19 protein-coding genes are annotated in these 17,512 nt (G+C 60.8%); 3 read left to right on the forward strand and 16 right to left on the reverse strand.

What is annotated here, in order from left to right; all coding sequences use genetic code 11:
• Window positions 1–71 precede the first annotated feature (71 nt).
• From virB11 to NKI19_RS27010, 12 genes are all read right to left on the reverse strand, one after another.
• On the reverse strand, window positions 72–1,118 hold the full coding sequence (virB11, locus tag NKI19_RS26955; protein WP_352567054.1) for a P-type DNA transfer ATPase VirB11: 1,047 nt from the start codon (window positions 1,116–1,118) through the stop codon (window positions 72–74).
• Complete coding sequence (gene virB10, locus NKI19_RS26960; RefSeq protein ID WP_352567052.1) at window positions 1,084–2,340, reverse strand: type IV secretion system protein VirB10; 1,257 nt, start codon at window positions 2,338–2,340, stop codon at window positions 1,084–1,086. Before virB10 ends, virB11 begins: the two co-directional genes overlap by 35 nt.
• Window positions 2,341–2,431: 91 nt before the next feature.
• Window positions 2,432–3,268, reverse strand: a complete 837-nt coding sequence (virB9, locus tag NKI19_RS26965; protein ID WP_352549319.1) for a P-type conjugative transfer protein VirB9 — start codon at window positions 3,266–3,268, stop codon at window positions 2,432–2,434.
• On the reverse strand, window positions 3,265–3,996 hold the full coding sequence (locus NKI19_RS26970) for a VirB8 family type IV secretion system protein (RefSeq protein WP_352567050.1): 732 nt from the start codon (window positions 3,994–3,996) through the stop codon (window positions 3,265–3,267). Before NKI19_RS26970 ends, virB9 begins: the two co-directional genes overlap by 4 nt.
• 13 nt (window positions 3,997–4,009) lie before the next feature.
• Window positions 4,010–4,972, reverse strand: coding sequence for a TrbL/VirB6 family protein (locus NKI19_RS26975; RefSeq protein ID WP_352567048.1), 963 nt, complete (start codon window positions 4,970–4,972; stop codon window positions 4,010–4,012).
• A gap of 334 nt (window positions 4,973–5,306) precedes the next feature.
• A complete protein-coding gene (locus NKI19_RS26980) occupies window positions 5,307–6,020 on the reverse strand; it encodes a type IV secretion system protein (RefSeq protein WP_352567046.1) in 714 nt (237 codons plus the stop codon).
• Between the two features lie 11 nt (window positions 6,021–6,031).
• Entirely contained in the window at window positions 6,032–6,913 is an 882-nt protein-coding gene (locus NKI19_RS26985) for a hypothetical protein (protein ID WP_352567044.1), read from the reverse strand.
• A complete protein-coding gene (locus NKI19_RS26990; RefSeq protein WP_352567078.1) occupies window positions 6,910–9,321 on the reverse strand; it encodes a VirB4 family type IV secretion/conjugal transfer ATPase in 2,412 nt (803 codons plus the stop codon). Before NKI19_RS26990 ends, NKI19_RS26985 begins: the two co-directional genes overlap by 4 nt.
• Window positions 9,322–9,323: 2 nt before the next feature.
• A complete protein-coding gene (locus NKI19_RS26995; protein ID WP_023819753.1) occupies window positions 9,324–9,632 on the reverse strand; it encodes a VirB3 family type IV secretion system protein in 309 nt (102 codons plus the stop codon).
• A 5-nt stretch (window positions 9,633–9,637) separates the two neighbouring features.
• Window positions 9,638–9,946, reverse strand: coding sequence for a TrbC/VirB2 family type IV secretion system protein (locus NKI19_RS27000; protein WP_352492028.1), 309 nt, complete (start codon window positions 9,944–9,946; stop codon window positions 9,638–9,640).
• 12 nt (window positions 9,947–9,958) lie between these two features.
• Window positions 9,959–10,813, reverse strand: coding sequence for a lytic transglycosylase domain-containing protein (locus NKI19_RS27005; protein WP_352567042.1), 855 nt, complete (start codon window positions 10,811–10,813; stop codon window positions 9,959–9,961).
• Window positions 10,813–11,088, reverse strand: coding sequence for a hypothetical protein (locus tag NKI19_RS27010; RefSeq protein WP_352567040.1), 276 nt, complete (start codon window positions 11,086–11,088; stop codon window positions 10,813–10,815). Before NKI19_RS27010 ends, NKI19_RS27005 begins: the two co-directional genes overlap by 1 nt.
• Before the next feature lie 203 nt (window positions 11,089–11,291).
• Between NKI19_RS27010 and NKI19_RS27015 the strand changes: the two genes are divergently transcribed.
• Window positions 11,292–12,041, forward strand: a complete 750-nt coding sequence (locus NKI19_RS27015; RefSeq protein ID WP_352567039.1) for a thermonuclease family protein — start codon at window positions 11,292–11,294, stop codon at window positions 12,039–12,041.
• On the opposite strand, the gene NKI19_RS27020 is transcribed toward NKI19_RS27015, so the two are convergent.
• A complete protein-coding gene (locus NKI19_RS27020; RefSeq protein ID WP_352567037.1) occupies window positions 11,998–12,282 on the reverse strand; it encodes a hypothetical protein in 285 nt (94 codons plus the stop codon). The genes NKI19_RS27015 and NKI19_RS27020 overlap by 44 nt on opposite strands.
• A gap of 255 nt (window positions 12,283–12,537) precedes the next feature.
• Window positions 12,538–13,776: a DUF1173 family protein gene (locus tag NKI19_RS27025; RefSeq protein ID WP_352567035.1), complete on the reverse strand. Its 1,239-nt coding sequence runs from the start codon at window positions 13,774–13,776 to the stop codon at window positions 12,538–12,540.
• Between the two features lie 823 nt (window positions 13,777–14,599).
• Here NKI19_RS27025 and NKI19_RS27030 point away from each other — a divergent pair.
• Together NKI19_RS27030 and NKI19_RS27035 are read left to right on the forward strand one after the other, a co-directional pair.
• The gene (locus NKI19_RS27030) at window positions 14,600–15,031 is read left to right on the forward strand and encodes an Xre family toxin-antitoxin system antitoxin (protein ID WP_023755433.1); all 432 of its coding nucleotides are present in this window, start codon (window positions 14,600–14,602) and stop codon (window positions 15,029–15,031) included.
• On the forward strand, window positions 15,028–15,510 hold the full coding sequence (locus NKI19_RS27035; protein ID WP_352567033.1) for an RES family NAD+ phosphorylase: 483 nt from the start codon (window positions 15,028–15,030) through the stop codon (window positions 15,508–15,510). The genes NKI19_RS27030 and NKI19_RS27035 overlap by 4 nt, the downstream gene beginning before the upstream one ends.
• Window positions 15,511–15,690: 180 nt before the next feature.
• On the opposite strand, the gene NKI19_RS27040 is transcribed toward NKI19_RS27035, so the two are convergent.
• Together NKI19_RS27040 and NKI19_RS27045 are read right to left on the reverse strand one after the other, a co-directional pair.
• Complete coding sequence (locus NKI19_RS27040; RefSeq protein WP_352567031.1) at window positions 15,691–16,455, reverse strand: ABC transporter ATP-binding protein; 765 nt, start codon at window positions 16,453–16,455, stop codon at window positions 15,691–15,693.
• Between the two features lie 24 nt (window positions 16,456–16,479).
• The gene (locus tag NKI19_RS27045) at window positions 16,480–17,478 is read right to left on the reverse strand and encodes an ABC transporter substrate-binding protein (protein ID WP_352567029.1); all 999 of its coding nucleotides are present in this window, start codon (window positions 17,476–17,478) and stop codon (window positions 16,480–16,482) included.
• Between the last annotated feature and the right edge of the window lie 34 nt (window positions 17,479–17,512).

Here is a 17,512-nt window from a genome sequence, read left to right on the forward strand (position 1 = left end):
TCGCCACCAGCTCGTAGGCCAGGCTCCAAAGGGCAAAGAAGGCGGCGAGGCCGATGAGGCCGAGGAGAAGCCTATAAGCGAATACGCGAGACATTCTGGGGAACCTTTCTGGCGGCTCTCCATTCGGTCATGCGGTTGAACCAGATCGCCGAAGTTCCGCGCCAGCCGCCCCGGCGCGTTTGTTGGATCACAATCGGCAGGACCGACCGCACGTAATCGATGATTTCTGCCTTGCTCAGCCCGAGCCCAGCCTGCATGACCATCAATGCTAGCTGCTCAAACGCACCGGTCGGGCTGTCCGCATGGATCGTCGTGATCGATCCGGGATGACCTGTGTTGACGGCGCGCAAGAACGAATAGGCTTCCGCTCCCCGGATCTCGCCCAGGAAGATTCGATCCGGCCGCAACCGCATGGCGGCTTGCAGCAGCGTTTCAACGGTCACGTGCGCCAGGCCCTGGTCGCCCTTTGATGCGACGAGGGGCAGATAGTTGGGCTGGTGTGGTTTAACCTCTCGCGTATCCTCAATGGTGAGGATTCGCTCATCCGAAGGCACCTCGTGCAAAATCGCGTTCAGAAACGTCGTTTTGCCCGACGATGTGCCTCCTGAAAGCAAGATCGAATACCGTTCCCGCACGGCCAGGCGGAGGAAATCCTCGATCTTGCCGGCGTCGAGATATTCGCAAAGGGCGCTGTCGGTCTCGCTCAATTCGCCGGGATCCTGGACGGAGATCGCATCGAACGACCCCCGCTTCCGGTAATCGTCAAGGCGCATATCCTTCACGACCTGCTTGCGGATCGCGAAGGCGCCTCCTGTCGGCGTTGCCGGCGCAAGCACGCCCTGGAAGCGTTCGCCGCCGGGGAGGGCGGCCGAAAGCAAGGGATTTTCCTCGCTGATCGATTGCGAGGATGATGCCGCTATACGTTCCATGAGGTAAGTGATCGCGGCGCGGTCGAGCTCGGGGACGTCGAAGGGCTCCATATGTGTCGAGCCAACAATTTCGACCCACACAAGTCCAGGCCCGTTTGCACAGATTTCGACCACGCGATCGTCGTCGAGCCAGCGCCGCACCGGCTCCAGCGCCTTATTTAGAAAGACGGTTCTTTGCGGCCCGCTCACGTCGTATCTCCGTCAACGCCTCGCGCACCGGGTCCGGATAGAACTCGGAAAAATCGAGGTCCCGGCGGACGAACACCATGATGCGCGACCCCTGATCGACATGGATCGTGGGCGCGATGTTGATTGAATTTCGAAGCGCCTCTTCGGCAATGCGGTTGAGGCTTTGCGAAATCTGTTGCGCGCCGATCTGGCGCGCGCTCTGCAAGTATTGGTTGGGCTGCGTCTGGATTGTCACCGTCTGTCCGGTCTGCGGGTCCGTGTAGGCCTGGTTGGTGTTCGACCCATTCTGGTCGTTGCCAAGGTTGGCGATGAATTGCGTCGCACCGCCCACGACACTTAGAAGGATCGCCGAGCCGAACCGCTCGAAATAATGGTTGTCGACCTCGCCCGGCATGCCGCTGCGACCGAGCTCGTCGGTGCCGGTCGAGCCGAGCTGCACCGACATGCCGTCCGATCGAAGCAGGCGTGTCCACACTATGAACACCCGCGTTTGGCCGGTTGCGAGACCACTGCGATATTCACCGATAAGGCGGGAGCCAGCGGGGATCAAAACCCTGCGACCGTCGAACGACCACACATCCTCCGACACGACGGCCCGAACCATACCGGCAAGATCGCTCTGGATCGCGGTCTCGAGTACGCCCTTGATCATCGTCCCTTGGGCGACCAGAGCGTCCGTGCGCGGGTTCATCGTGGCTTTCGATGTATCCGCTCCGCTCTGGCTCGCCCTTGCCAAAAAACGCCGATTGGGGTCCTCCTCGCCCTCGCCCTCGCCCGCATTTACGGCCGCCGCTGCATCCGCTCCATTGCCGCCGAGCGCTGATGCACTGCCAGGCGCATCGCCGCTATCGACGACGAGCTGCTTGGCGCGCAAGCGCTCCCATTTGCGGCGCTCCTCTTCTTCTTGCCTGCGCCGTTCTTCCTCAGCCAGACGACGGGCCTCGGAATCATCCTGCACCTGTGGTGGAGCTGCAGGCGGTTGCAAGGCTGGTGGAGGGGGAGGCGGAGCCTCGACCGTCGACGGCGGCTGTGCCGGCGTCGCCGGCGGCTCCTCGGGAGCCGTCGGGATTTTCAGGGTGCCGTTATCAAGCTGGGGACGCGGCGTATCGAGCCCAGGTGCGGGAAACTGTGTGGTGTGAAACTCCTCGCCATCCGACGCCGTCAACAGCGGCTTGTCTGGCGCACGCGTCGCCGCATAGATCATCCAGCCGGCGAAGACCACCGCACCTAGCGGCACCACGATCTTGAAGAATGTGCTCGCCCCGAATTTTGGCGGGGCGACCACTGTTCCTTCCTCGGCGAGCATTCTGTACTCATTGGGAGATGGCATCAGGCCCCCTCACTTTCCGAACAGTCCCACCCCCGACACGCTGCGGCTCGTAAGGTTCGAGCCCGGTCGGTTCGTTCACATTGTTCAGTCTCAGATTGAAGACGCAGGTTGCTTCGTTGCCATTGCGCAGCGTCCATTGGTAATTGACCTTGTCGACGACGATGTACGCGCCCTCGCGGCGATAATTTACAAGCGTCTCATTGCGCTCGCTGTCGACGACATAGATCGCCGGCACTTCCCTTGCCGGATCGAAGCGGAACCAGGTCTTCACGCCGTCGTCGTAGATCACGAGCGGCTTATTTGCCGACGACCCCTTATAGGCATAGGACGAGTTGGCGTTTTCGGCCTTGAAACCCTGCCGGTTCGGCTGTGCCGCCCGGGCCTGGGCTTCGTCCATCAGCGCCGCGTCCGACACCTCTTCGGGATAGCGGAACTTGATCGCATAGACTTGTTGCGCAACCGGCCGAAACTCGCCGTTGAGGAAGAACACATAGCTGCGCTTGTTGGTCAGGACATTGAGATTCCCGCCCGCATTCTTCTCGATCGGCTTCACAAAGAGCACATTGCCCTTCTTGTTGGGCTCGATGCTCCAGGCCGGGACGTCGCCAGCGCCGAGGGTTTCGATTTTCTCGTCATCGCCGAATTCGATCATGGTCGAGGCGCCATAGCTGGCCGGCACCGACACCACATCGTCCTTTTGATACCAGACGAAGCGAATGCGACTGTCACGAGATCCCGCCCGAGGGGTCTGTTCGGCAAGGGCCGGCTGAACCGCGCAAACGCCGAGCCCGATTGCCATCAGGATGCCGGCGACCTTCATTGCGGTGTCTCCGCGGTGGGTGCCGGCGCCGTCTCCTGATCGCGCCGATATTCGAGCACCTGGAAGCCGAGCGGATTTTGAAAGCGGATCTCGTTTTTGGCCGGCACGCCGGTGTAGCGGAACCGGATCAACGACACCCAATGCCGCTGCACGGTGTTCGCCTGGCTCTTTTCTTCCGTCATGAACCGGACCAGGGCGGTCCTTTGGTTGGGAAATGTCACGGACTTCACGGTCACCGCCACGACGGTGTTTCGCCCATAGAGCACGACCGGGTTCGTCACCTTGTTTGCCGGGCTGAAAAGCTCGACGAGCTCCCTCGAGGCATCGCCGGCGCTCAGCAATTGCGCGAGATCGAAGTTGTCCTTCAGCGCCTTCGGATCGTAGGTCTCGCGAGCCTTCACATAACGGACGATATCGAACATCCCCATCGACTCGTCCTGCTGCAAAGGCCCGTCGGCCAGCGGCCGCTTGACCTCGACAAACCCGGTGGATTTGTCAACCACCACCATGTAGGGCTCATAAGTCTTGAGCGGCAGCGCAAGGATCAGCGCGCCCACCGCTGCAACGGCAATGACCGAGGCGACGCTTGCCACACACCACGCCAGAGATCGCGACCAGCGATTGCGCCGCGCGATATCTTTTTCCCAGATTGCCGCATCCACGTAGTAGGGCAAGGGAGACTCGGTTTCCTTAGCCGGTCGCCCAGCGATTTCCTTCACATCACTCATTGGTGCCCCAAACCTATGCGGGATCCGTCAGCTTTCGGGAAAGCCGTGCATATTCCGCTGAATCCTCATACCTTCTCTGTGCGAGGCTCACGCGCGCCCGCTCGCGACCCGCCAGGCGTTCCTGCCGCGTGCTCCAGCCCAAGCGTCCCATCAGCCTGCGCTGACCGGCTTGGCCCATCGCTGCGAAGGCGCCGCCGTAGAAGCGCCCAAACGAAGGCGTTCCAATACCAATTCCGCCCGCGAGCGAGGCGGCAACGTTGGTGATTTGCGACAGCAGCAGCACGCCGACGAGGCAGATCAGGATCAGCGGCGCGGCTTCGGTCAAGGTCGTTGTCGCAGCACCATTCGACCGGTTGACCGCGTCGAAATAGGTCTGGGTGATCGAGATGAAGAAGGCACAGAAGGCGTAGACCAGAATTTGCACGCTCATGTACTGCACGATCGCGGTTATCCAGCCGCCGAAGAACCGGGTCGTATAGCCGAACAGCATAAGAATGATGAACACTGGGGCGAGCGCCAGCAAAAGCCAAAGAAAGATCTTCGACAGGATGATGAGGAAGATCGCATAGCCGATGAGCAGCGCGCCGACGACAAGGATGATCGCCGCCAGCACGTAGCCGCCGAAGTTCAACACCCCAAGGCTCTTGATAAAGGCGGACGTGGAATTGGCGAGCGAATCCCAGATATTTTGCAGCGCCGTCTGCACGGAATTGACGGAGTTCAGCCCGGCCGATGTCCCGGTCACATTGGCCGAAACGCTCGTGAGAAGGCTGTTCCCGATCGCGGAAGGTGTCTCATTCGCGAACGAATAGGCATATGTTTGAAAGTCCCCCCAGCTCGTCGCCAGAGCGTAGATCACGAAGGCGCGGAACAGCCGCCAGACCATCTCTTTTCCCGATCCGGTCGAGGTTCCCTGCCAGATGCCCATGGCCCAGAATATCACGTACAGCGTCAGCACCAGGCCGGCGACACCCACCTGGCCGCCGCCGGTCAGGGCCGACGCGAGGTTCTGGTAGGCTTGCGATACATAGTTATTGCCGAACTTGTCGACCTGCTGCAGAAGCGTCGTGATATTGAAGTTCATTTTTTCGCCGTCCCCCCTGGAAACAGAGATGGATCACTATTGAGTGCCTGCATCGGACCGCACTCGAATGGCTTCTTCGTTTCTGTTCTTGGTTCAGGCGCCGCGAACGCCATCGGCTGCATCGGTCCCTCGTCGCGCGAGCATGGAGCCTTGAGCGGCTTGTGGCCGCACCCGGAGGTCGCGACAGCGCCAATGATGGCGGCCGCTGATAGAAGAAAGCGCACCGTCATTGGCCGGATTTGTACTCGAGCCCCCGCGAGGCCTGGGTGATCAGGTTCATACGATCGATGTTTTCCTGGTTGGCGGCCGCCGTAGCGGTGTTCACCGCGCCGATCAGCTCGTTCACGGTCAGACCCGTTTGCACCATGATCTGGCTGTTCTGATCGATCGAGCCCTTGATGTCCTGCGCCGTGCCGATCCGTTGAGCGCCCGACTGAAAAGCGCTGGAACGGGTCTTCACCCCATTTTGCGAGGAGTCCACCAGCCCGGTAACAGTGGCCGCGACGTTCACCAGGGCGCTGTAGTTCTTATCCATCTGCGTCGTCTGGCCATTGATCAGGCCCGAAATGGTTTTCACCAGCTGCAAGCCATTGATCATGTTCGAAACGATGCCCTGCGATCCATTGCCGAGGCCGGCGAACGACAACGAGCCGCCCGAGATCACGCTACCAAGCGAAGGCGCCTCCCCCATGGAGAAGCCGCCATTGCCCAAAGCCATCTGCGCGAGCTGGCCGGCCTGGCTCGACCGGTCGCCGGTGACGGCCTGCAGCGTCTTTTGCGTATAGTTCATGATGTTGCGGTCGGTGTTGAGGATCTTGCTCGTGGCCGACGCAATCTGGCGTGCCTGCTCCAGATTGGCCTCGTCGATCGTAGGCACCTGCGCAAAGGCGATGCCGCCCAAGCCAAGCAAGAGTGCCGCTGTTAACGGAATTCCACGCATAGCGCTTTCTCCTATTGAGCCTGATATTGCTTGATGGCCGACATCAGTTCGTCGGTCGTCATTGTCACGGGAGCGCTGTTCGCGTCCCGTTGGATTTGCGAAAGCACGGGCGAGACGTTTTCAACCGTGTCGGTCGTGCGCGGCGCAGTGCATGCGCCGTCCGTCGACGGGCAGCACAGGTTGCCGGCCGTGCCGCCGCCGCTCGTAGCCCCCGGACAGCTTGTCGAGCCACCCGAACCAGGCGGCGGGGACGCGGGAGTGGGCACCACCAGGCCGGAGGATCCCCGACTTGTCAGTGTGGCAGTGCCAATGTTTCGCACGTTGAAAGCTTGGGCGAAGAACCCTGTCGCCTGGATCACCTCGTTGAAGGTCAGCCCGCCTTGGGCGCGGATTGCGCTGTTGCGGTCGAAGGCTTCCATGACCGTTTTGTCAGTCCCGATATCCTGACCCATGGTCTCAAAGGACTGCCTATTGGGGGCCACCGTTGACATGCTGCCATTCATGCCCCCGAGAACCTGACCAGTGATATCCAACTGGCCCCTTTCGCCGGCATTGCCGCCGACAGCGCCCGATCCCGACCCGGTCGAGGCGAACGCCGAAGAGCCCTTGATGTCCGGATTGGCCTGTTCCAAGGACGCCTGGCCACTCGCCGGATCGACCGAAGCCTTCGGGCTCTTCACGTTCTGCGCCTTTTTGGGTGTCGTTACCGAGCAATTGACGCCCTGCGTGGCGGACTTCGTGTCCTCCTGGATGAGCTTGATCTGAACCTTGTCGGCCTTGTCCTCGCTCCGCTGCGACAGAATAGGGCTGTCAGAAACCGGCACGGCCGCCATGGCCGTCGATCCCGCGAAAATCGTCACAAGGGCGGCCGTCGCGCCCATAATGGTCTTCATTCCGGGTCCCTCCCAAGAAAGATTGGCAACCAAACCTGCGGATCGTCGCCGACGCGCGCGCGCAGCGCGTCGAGCTCCTGAACCGTCTCAATTCGACCGGAGAGGATCTTGATCGCGTCAGGCATCGCGCCCAGATTGAGGCGCGCAATGACGCTGTCCTGATCATGCTTGATCAGGAATTTGCGGGCTTCGGGCGGGGTTTCGCGGATCCATTTGATCTCGCGCTCCGACAGCCCGAACGCCCTGTGCGATTCCTCGTCGGCCTTCGGGTTGGGGAAAAAAATATTGGTCGGCGTCTGTTCGATCAGCGTGTTGGCGATCGATGACTTCACGATGTCCGCCGCTGACTGCGTGCCGAAGCCAACGATGCCATTCAGCTTACGAATGGTTTTCAGCTTGTCCTTGATGAAGTAGCTGAAAATATCATTGTCCAGCAGCTTCCAGCCCTCATCGAGGAAGATCATGACCGGTTGCCCGTCAAGCAGCTCCTCGATGCGATGGAAGATATAGAGCAAGGCTGCCGTGCTGGTCGTTGTGTCGCTCAACACGCTCGTCATGTCGAAGCCGAAAATGGACGACATCGAAAACGAGTCTTCCGCGTTGTTGAACAACCAACCGCGCTGATCGGGCCTCATCCATGGCTGCAAGCGCGAATAGAGATCGTCATCGCCGGCGCGCATCGCACCGCGCAACAGCTCGGCGAACTCCTCCATGGTTCGACCTTCCGGCGGCGCGCTCGCCACCTGGGCGATCGCGTTGCGGATGACTTGCTCCTCGCGCGTCGAGTGGGCGTGTCCGTCGGATCGACGCAGCATGAAGCTGAAAAGCTGGAAGAGAAATTCCCGGTTGCGCGGCGTATCGGGCAGGCGCAACGGATTGAAGCCGGAAGGCTCGCCGGCCTTCAAAACCTCATAGCGGCCGCCAAGCGACCGCACGAAGATATCCAGGCCACGGTCCTTGTCGATCATCACCAGCTTGGGGCGCGGCGTGATGCGCTGCGCCTGTGCCGCGAGAAAGCCGAGCAGCACCGTCTTGCCCGAGCCCGAGGGGCCGTTCAGAGTGAAGTTGCCGAGGTCTCGAACATGGAAGTTGAAGAAGTAGGCCGTTTGCGACGTCGTCTCGAGGACGCTTATCGGCGTTCCCCAATGCACCCCGCCAGTCCGGCCGCTCGGATAGTTATGAAAGGCGGAGAAGCCCGCCATGTTCTTCGATGAGATCATCGACTTGCGCGCCACATAGGCGAAATTGCCGGGCAGGGTGGCCCAGAACGCAGGTTCACAATTCAGGTCCTCGCGAACCCACAGGGCGGACACCTCGGTCAGCGCCGTGCCGACGTCGGTCACACAGCGCGCCACGTCGTCCATGGTTTTCCCGAGGCACAGCACCGTCAGATGATGCAAGCCATAGAGCGCTTCCGAGGAGAGAAGCTCATCGCGCGCTTCACCAAGTTGATCGGCCACGATCGAGCCGGCTTCATCCGACATGTCGATCTTGCGCCCGACCCGCTCCATCTGGGTCAGTGCCTGGGGCTTGTCGATGATGGCGAAGGATTGCGTGACGATGAATTCGTGCGGCACCTTCAGCATGGGGTTGAGCATCCCCGGTCCCGTGATGGAGGGGTACTCGCCTACCGAAATGATGGCCCCGTATCGCGTTTCGCCAGGGAACGCCCCGCGAATTTCCAGCGCATTCGGGCCGAAGAACAGCCGCTTTGTCGCTAGCGCCTCCGCGAGTTTCATGCGCGGCAGGGCCATCGGCCGCGGAAATCCGCCATTGACGAGCAGCACCAGGAATTCCAGCGGCTCGGAATGCCAAACGTCACTGCGCTTGACGACGGTGAGAACCCGCGCGCCATAAGCCTGCAGGCTCTCTTTGACGGCTTTCATCACGTCCGTGAGTTCGATCAGCGCCCGCTCCTCGCTCGAAGAGCGACCGTCCGCAGCCCTTCGTCCCAAAAGCTTGCGGATCACGAGATCCGCCGTCCCGACCGTGCCTTGCAGCTCGCGCCGCACGATGGTCAGGTAGATATCATTCACAAACATGCGCTGGGTGCGCAGGGCCGCCGTATAGCGCTGGTCCAGCTCTTGGCAGAACTTGTTTTCGAAGCTCGACTCGATCGCGGGCTTCACCTCGCGGCGCACGATATGCGAGTAGATCGCATAGCGGGAATTCGCCAACCCCCGAATGAGATCGTTGCGGCCGAGCAGGCGCGAATTGATCTCGGCGATATCGATCGTCTCGAAGCACAGTCCGCTCATGTGAACGAAGGACATCAACATGCCGTCCTGCGTCTTGATCACCTCGTCGGACACATGCCGCGAATAGGGTATATGGGCCGAAACCGGATTCTCCCGACGAGACACGGCCCCGAAACTCAGTTCATCGCGAAGAGCCCGCGCGATCGCCACGGTCACACCCGATAACTGCGCGCACCCCAGAAGCTGGCGCTTCGGGGCGGCGTCTTGCGTGAACGGATGAACATGATCTCGATGAACATGGGATCGCGCATGATCGCGATCCTGGCAACCGCATAGAGCGGCACGCAGATAGAGAGCATGACCAGATTATGGGTTGCAAGGAACACGACAGCGGTCAGCACGCCGATGAACCCCGCAAGCTCGTAGGGGATACCGAGCACCGTCGGCGCTCGGGTCAAGCCCTTGACCAGCGGAGTGATCAACAATTTGGGCTCGCCAGGATCGATCCGGCCATCTGCCATGCCGATCACCTGCCGACCGCGGATTGAAAGAATTCGACGATCTGAGCCGAGCCGAAGACCAGCACGATACCCAAGACCCAGCTTCCGGCCACAAACCATGACAGGCGTGCCGCCCAGGCCATGAAGCCCATGAAAATGCAGAAAAGAACGGCCAAGGCCGTCGCGATCGGACCGGTCAAGGTCTGCACCAACGTCTGCAGCGTGCTTTGCACCGGCTGGAGATTTCCGCCCCCAGCCATCGCCTGCGTTGCCAAGAGCATGAGCGGCATCGCCACACCAGCGCTGCGTGCAGCAATCATCTTCCACAAGGTCATCAAAGCTTCTCCTCAGTCAAAGTTTTGTACCATCCCGCCCTGCCAGACCGGCGCCGTCGCTTCGCGAGACGACATTGTGCTGCCATTGCGGGAGTTGGTGCGGGATGTCGGATCATTTCGTTGATCAGCTGCGCCGGCCGCAGCCTGTTGAACGCCGGCCAGGTCAAGGCTTACCGCCCCTACGGGCATCACCGCCTCAGACCCGACCGATGGCCATTGGTAGAAATCGTTGATGACGTTGGCGACGTAGCCAACCGTCTCGGAGTAGGGCGGGACGCCCTTATATTTGAGAACCGCGACCTCGCCCGCATTGTAGGCGGCGAGCATGTATATCGGGTTCGGAAATTTGCGATGCAGATCCCGCAAAAAGCCGATTCCACCTTTCACATTATCCGCGGGATCGCAGATATTGACCCCGTAGCTTGCCGCCGTGGACGGCAGAAGCTGCATCAGGCCATAGGCCCCTTTGGGCGATAGCGCACCGGTATTGAAGCGGCTTTCGGCCCGGGCAACCGCGAAGACGAGCGGCGGAGCAAAGCCTTGCTGGCGCGCGACCGTTTCGACGATCCGCTGTCCTTCTTCCTTCGACAGCGCAGCGACGCCGGGGCAGGGGTTGTCAGCCTTGGCCGACGTCACAGTTGTGGGTGCGCTGTCAGCGTCGCCCGGCGCACCGACCCGCTGCACGCCCTGGCTTTCAACCTGGTACGCCGGCATCACCCGGCCATTCACGTCGACGGCAGCATTAACGCTGGTGGCGGGAGCCGTAACGCGGTCCTGGAATCTTTGCGAAGCTTCCTGTGCAGACGCCGCTTGGCACGTCACCAGGATCGCACCCGCTGCAAGTACCGTTTTGCGGGATCGAATCATTAAAATAATCCTGCGCCGTTGCCGATTCTGGAATGCTGAATTAATACAATGACTCGATGAACTGCAATCGCGAAATTGAGGCAGACACAATGAAAATGAGCAAGGTTCTTCCCGTTGTTGCGTTTTTGCCAACCTTGGCGGCTTTGTCCGCGGCGCCGGCCCATGCTGATGATTTTGGCTGCAAGGTCTTGCTGTGCATCCTCAACCCGCAGGGTTGGGCGAGCGTCGGGGAATGTGTGCCTCCGGTCGAGCGCGCTTTCCGGATGGTCGCGCATGGGGAGCCCTGGCCCCAATGCCCCGAGGCCGGTAGTTCCGGTCGTATCGGATATGAGAAATTCAAACCCTGCCCGGACGGCACGATCGCCGTCTCGCCCGAGACGGAATCGAGCGGAAGCGACAACAGCTCTCGCTCACAAACCGTCTACAAGCCCGACAATAACGGCGCTTTCTGTGCTGCGCGGAATGCGACGAATGCCTCTTGGAGCACTTACCCGAGAGGCTCAAGTTACGGTGCGCGTCCAACATCGGCTGTGACGCGGCGCGAGCAGAGGACGGAGCCAAACTATCTCGATCTCACAACGACCGACGGCAAACAACGGTTCTGGTTCAATCTGAGCAGGTATCAATAATGAAACCTGGCTTCGCCGCCGCCGCCATTCTCGCGGCCGTCCTCGCCAGTGTTCCGGCACTGGCCGAGGACAAACCCAATCCCTGGTTTTCGATCCCCGCTACAGCATCGTTCAGCACCGGCGACACCTGGACCTATGCCGGTGAGACCCACCGTCTCTACGGCGTTCAAGCCTGCCTGCGAGGCACATATTTCACAAATGCGGCAGGGGGGCATGTCGATTGCGGCGAGGCAAGCCTTGCAATGCTCGTGTCTCTCATCCGGGATCTCAAACCTCAATGCTACACGGCCGCTTGGCAGGCCGCGACCAAAACGCGCTTCGTCGTTTGCGTCGCGCAGCCTACTTCAGGATCCGCAGCCGGTTCTCGCATCGATCTCGGCACGGCGCTGATCTCGACCGGCTGGGCGTTCGCGGCCGTCACTCCGAACGGCGCTCCGGTCCATGCTCCCTATATCGTCGCGCAGGAGGTCGCTAAAAAGCAGCACCTTGGCCTGTGGCAGTTTGCCGACGTGCCCGATCCGAATGCCATCATCCTCCGCGATATCCGAAACGCATCTAACCAGGCTGGTCAGTCTTCGAATCCGCCTGCAAATCGATAACCGGTCCCCGGCGCGTTGGATCATACTGTACATTCTGCTGAGGCCATCGCCGGACCACGAACGCGACGGCAAGCGCAATCGCCGAAATCAATCCGAGAACAATAGCCGCGACCAGCCCCGGCTCTCGCCAAAACGATAGACTGTCCCACTGGTTCAAAAGCCGGGCGCCGGACAGCACCAAAATGAGGACTGTTGCGATGACAATGCCCGTTCCCGGATCCATGTCGAATTTCTTCAGCATCGCTTTCTCCTTTTCGCACTCCCTGGTCACGGCCCCGATCAACGATCGCTTCCAGCGCAAACGCGGGCGCCAGACGCAAGCTCAGACGTAGGCTGCCCCTACGGGTGCGCCAGCCGTCGTCCGGGCTTCGTCGCGCTCACGGACCCTCGCCAACCGCATCGAATCATTGCCGTCATCTTGTCTTTCGCTTGTTCACGATTTTTATGTCCTTGCTGCATCCAATTACAGCTGCAGCCTCGCAGGCGCTTCGGCTTTTCAGTTGTTCGGTCGATATTCCAAAGCCTGCCTGCCGGGCGGAGGCGAAAGCCGCTGCTGTTTGCCCGGTAGCGCCGGCCGGGGGCCGCTTGCGTCCCAGCGCCAAGTCTCGAGCTCGCAGCTTGAAATCAGATGGTCGAATTCCGCCCGTACCGCCTCGTTAGCATCGTGCGGTACGACAAAAAGCGCGGTTCCCTGCTGGTCAGCATCAGTCAGAAGACCGAAAGCCATCGGCACCGCCGGCACGACGTTGTAGCGCAACGTTTTCACAAACCGCCGATGCTCCCCGGTCAAGACCTCGATCAATTCCTTTTCGTCGTTGTGCTGAAACGGAATCCAACTCTCCGTCACGTTCATAAAGCCGATTTCGTCGATCGCCAGAATGCCGGACGGCATCTGCATGACCGTTGCGATGGTGATCAGGCGCGAATTTTCGTGAAGTCGCCACAGGTCGAATTCTGCTGCAAAGCGCTTCGGCACTGCCCTGAACATTTTCTCATCCATGAAGAGCTGCGCGTCGGGCATATGCTTGATCGACAGCTTGCCGCCAAACCGGGCAGGATCGAGCGATTTCACAATGCCGATCACGATCTTCTTGTGCTTCGCCTTGGCTGCCGCCGCGAAAGCCCGCTCCCGATCCGCTGCCAGGCGATCCTTGTGCTCAGGGGAGTACATTGCCGGCATAAACAGCAGCTCGCGCAACTGGAACTTCTGGCTCGACTTCGCATCGGCCGCGCCCCAAAGAAATTTCCGGACCAACCCCCAATTTCTTTTTCCCACAAAGCCGGGTGCCATCAATGTCAGCTCCGCCTCTTCCCAGAGATAGTCGAGCAAGCCTCGCAGCGTGAGCTTCTTCGGATCGGCCTTCACAGTATGGTGGGAAGTCCCCTCGCCGGATGATCCCTGTCGCGCCTTGCCTTGTGTCAGTGCGAAGGCCAGCTTCAGCCGCGCCGCCTCCGATGCAGGATCCTCGATGATTGCTTGACCCAGGATCTCCGCCTTTCCCGACAGTGCAAGAGGCAGTTCATAGCGATCACAGTCGACCGCATGGTCCTTGCCGGTGTTCGGCATGCGCTTGATGATCAATTCCTCGCCGACGGCGGCGATGTACATCGGCACCCCGGGATGCCGACACAAACACAAGACGCGAGCCTGCTGATCCCGCGCCTGACGCAAGAGCGTCTGAATTTCCGGGTGCTGGGGGCCAACCGTGCGACCCAGAACAGCAAAGTCACTCATAAGGTGCCATCCGACTTAAGATTGTTCGCCTTATGATTAAATCATTGAACCGATGTTTCGTTCAACCCATTGGGTTCAACGATGCTTCCCATGGATTGACAGTGGTTAACCCAGCAGACTCGAATGGGCTGATGTTTCAGGTAGGCGACCATAGAGCCGCAAGCAGCGGCTGTGGCGGCGATGTAGCCGTCCGCGGCGTGATTCGCCTGGGATGGTGAAGCATGATGACAATCCGGTCCTCGACTTAGACTGTTTCATCGATGGCGTGCATGAAGAGCACGCGGTCATGTCCTCGTGCCGGACGATCCGACGAAGCTACGCCACTATGGTGACCTCTCAAGACCGGAACCGCGCGCTTGTGACGTTCTGTAATGTGGCGCACGAATTTGTGCCGTTTTATATGATCTTTGGAATCCTATTCGTCGCCAAGGCGTTGAAATAAGATCAAACAGGTAAAATCGTTCGATGGTCTCCTCCCATTTCCACCGGACGGTGTTCCTCCCTGAAGGCTTTAACCTTCTTTGGCCGGGCCGTATCCGAGCCCGGCCATTCTTTCTTCCGGGTTTCCTTGTTCAGCGCTGGCGGAAACGCGTTTTTCCTGGTGTCAATCATTCGCGACCAAGGCGGTTCGCACTCGCCGCCTTAGCGCTTTTCGCAGGGCTACGCAGGCGAGGTGTCGGTGGGACTGATGCTGCTGGCGGGCGCCAAAGCTAACGCGTGGCAGCAAGGATCGCAGGGTGATCGGATCGGTTCGCGCTGACGCAGGGACTTGCAGGGCGCATCATGTGAGGCTATATTGTGCCTCACATGAATGGAGAGTGGAATGCTGGCGTTCGGAAATGTAGCCGACGTGTTGGGGCTGCCTGCTAAGGAGGTGGCGGCGCGGTCGCCTTTCGGGCTGATCTCCCGGATCGAGAATGGACTTCCCATTGGGGTGGTCGAGCGCGTTGCCCATCTCGTTGCCCCGGGAGATGCTCAGTTCAAATACCGGCTGATCCCCAAGGCAACCTACGAGCGGCGCAAGACGGCGCATCGCCTGTCGTCGGATGAGGGCACACGATTGGCCCGTGTGGCGCGGGTCTGGGGGCTTGCTGTCGATGTCTGGCAGAACGAAGAGGAAGCACGCGATTTCTTGTTTCGGCCGCATCCGATGATTGAGGACAAGCGACCGATCGACATTGTTATCCTCAGCGAGTTCGGCGCCGAAATGGTGGTCGATATCCTCGGAGGTCTGAAGTATGGCAGTGCTGCGTGAAGGCGCAGACTCTCGATCGCACCCTATCGTCCTTTCGTGTCGGCGATCCGGCCGGCACCTACCCGATCTTCGACGCGACAGGCTCGACAGTCGCACCAGGGCGATGGAACACGCCCGGAAGTCCTATCATCTACACCAGCGAGCACTATTCGACGGCCCTCCTGGAAAAGCTGGTGCATGGCAGCGGCAGACTGCCGCCCAACCAGCACTACCTCGAAATCACAATCCCGCGCGGACTGAGCTACGAGGTTTTTTCGCAGCCGTCACTGCCCGGCTGGGACACGATGCCGGCGACGGTAAGCAAGGGATTTGGCGAAACCTGGTGTTTAGAACGGCGCAGCGTCATCCTGCTGGTGCCGAGCGTCGTGGCGCGTCTCAATAGCAATGTGCTGATCAATCCAGCGCATCCGGAGTTTTCAAGTATCCAGACGCGTCTCCATCAGCCTGTCTACTGGGACCGGCGGCTGTTTGGCGCGTAAGGGGAGGGGCTTCCTGCGCCCTACTATTCCAGAGCTATCGCATATGGGCTCAAAGCGTCGAGATATCGTCTTTTCATGCGTAGGACCGATCGCGCTTGAGCATTCCTCAGCGGTTTTTCTTGCCCATCCTGCGGGGTTACCACACCGGCCAATAGAGATGGGCTAATCCGTTCACTTCCGTCAGTGCAGGCCAAACTCGCGCAGCAACTCTTCACGGTAGCGCACGAACCTGGTTTCGCTGCGGTCGCGCGGGCGAGGCAGGTCGACGTCGATCAGCCGCGCCGCGCCGCCCTTCTCCCTGGGCAGGATCAGCACCCGGTCGGCAAGGTAGATCGCCTCTTCCAGATCATGGGTGACCATGACCATGGTGACGTTCTCCTCTCTCCAGATGCGGGCGAGTTCCTCCTGCATGCCGATCTTGGTCATGGCGTCGAGCGCCCCCAGCGGCTCGTCGAGCAGAAGGATCTCGGGCTGGACAGTGAGTGCGCGGGCAATGCCGACGCGCTGGGCCATGCCGCCGGAAAGCTGCCGGGGAAAGGCGTCGGCGAATTCGGCGAGACCGACGAGCGCGATGTAGAAGCGGGCCTTCTCCTCGGCGTCCGCCTTCGCGACGCCCCGCACCTCGAGACCGAAGGCCACATTGCCGAGTACGGTCAGCCAGGGCAGCAGCCGCGGCTCCTGGAAGATCACCGCGCGCTCGGCGCCGACGCCATGTACCGGCTGGCCGTCGATCGCGACGGCGCCGCTGTCGGCAGCCTCCAGCCCGGCCAGAATGCGCAGCAACGTGGTCTTGCCCGAGCCGCTGGCGCCGACGATAACCAGGCATTCCCCCGAACGAATGTCGAGGTTGAGCGTCCGCAGCACGGCAAGCCGGCGCCCGCCGAGGCTGAAGGATTTGGAGAGGTCGCGGATCGAGACCTCTCCGCCACGGTTGGAACCGGTCATCTCATCTCTCAGCTATTTCAGGGCTCAATTGGTCTTGGTTTCGCCGCGCCGATACAGGACGTCGGCGGCCTTCAGCTTTCCCTTGGCCAGGCGGCCGTCACGTTCCAGTACGGCCACCCAGAATTCGATGTCCCGGTCGGTCGCGTGCGCACCTTCACGCAGACCGAAGCCGGTCCAGTAGCGGGCGAGATCGCCGTTTTCGCCGCGCTTGTTGAGGATATTGGCCAGCACCTTGCGGGCTTCGTTCGGGTTCTGGCGCGACCAGTCTGAAGCGCGCGCCGACTGTTCGACGAAGTTGCGCGCCGCATCCGGATTGGCGGCAATGAAGTCGCGCCTGAGCACGACGAAACCGCCGGCGAGTTCGCCAAGCACCTGGGTGTCGTCGAACACGCCGCGCACGCCGCCATTCGCGACAAGTGCGCCGGCAAAGGTTGCCTGCCAATAGCCGAGCCCGGCTATGTCGACCTGGCGCGACCGCAAGGTCTGTTCCAGTTGCGGCCCGGGCACGACAATGAGGTTGGCCGCAGTCGGAGGCAAGCCGACGCTGTGCAGGGCCTCGCGCACCGTATAGTCGAGATGAGCGCCGAGCGTGTTGACCGAGATGGTCTTGCCGGCAATGTCGGCGATCGATTTGATCGGGCTGTCTTCCAGCACATAGAAGACGCTCTTCACATCCTTGTTGATGCCGTTGCTCGGATAGGCGGCGACGAAGTCGTTGCCGCCCGAGATCGAATTGATCACCGCCGCGGTGGCGGCCGAACCGATGTCGACGCTGCCGGAGGACAGCGCAAACAGCGATTCCGGTCCGCCGCCGGCGTAGCCGACATTCTCCAGCTCGATGCCGAGCCCCTTGTAGTAACCGAGCTCGTCGCCCAGCTCATGCGGAGAAATGCTGCCGCGGCTGGCGAGGTAGCGGAATTTCACCGGTGCGGTTTCGGCAAAGGCGAGCCGCGGCAGGCCGGCGGCGATGAGGCCGGCGGCAAGCGGTGCGCCGGCAAGCAGGGAACGGCGGGTGATTTTCATGATCCGGTCTTTCCTGATTTTGAGAGAGGCCTGG

The sequence above is a fragment of the Mesorhizobium sp. M0751 genome, from assembly GCF_040320265.1.
In the GTDB taxonomy this organism is placed as follows: Bacteria; Pseudomonadota; Alphaproteobacteria; order Rhizobiales; family Rhizobiaceae; genus Mesorhizobium.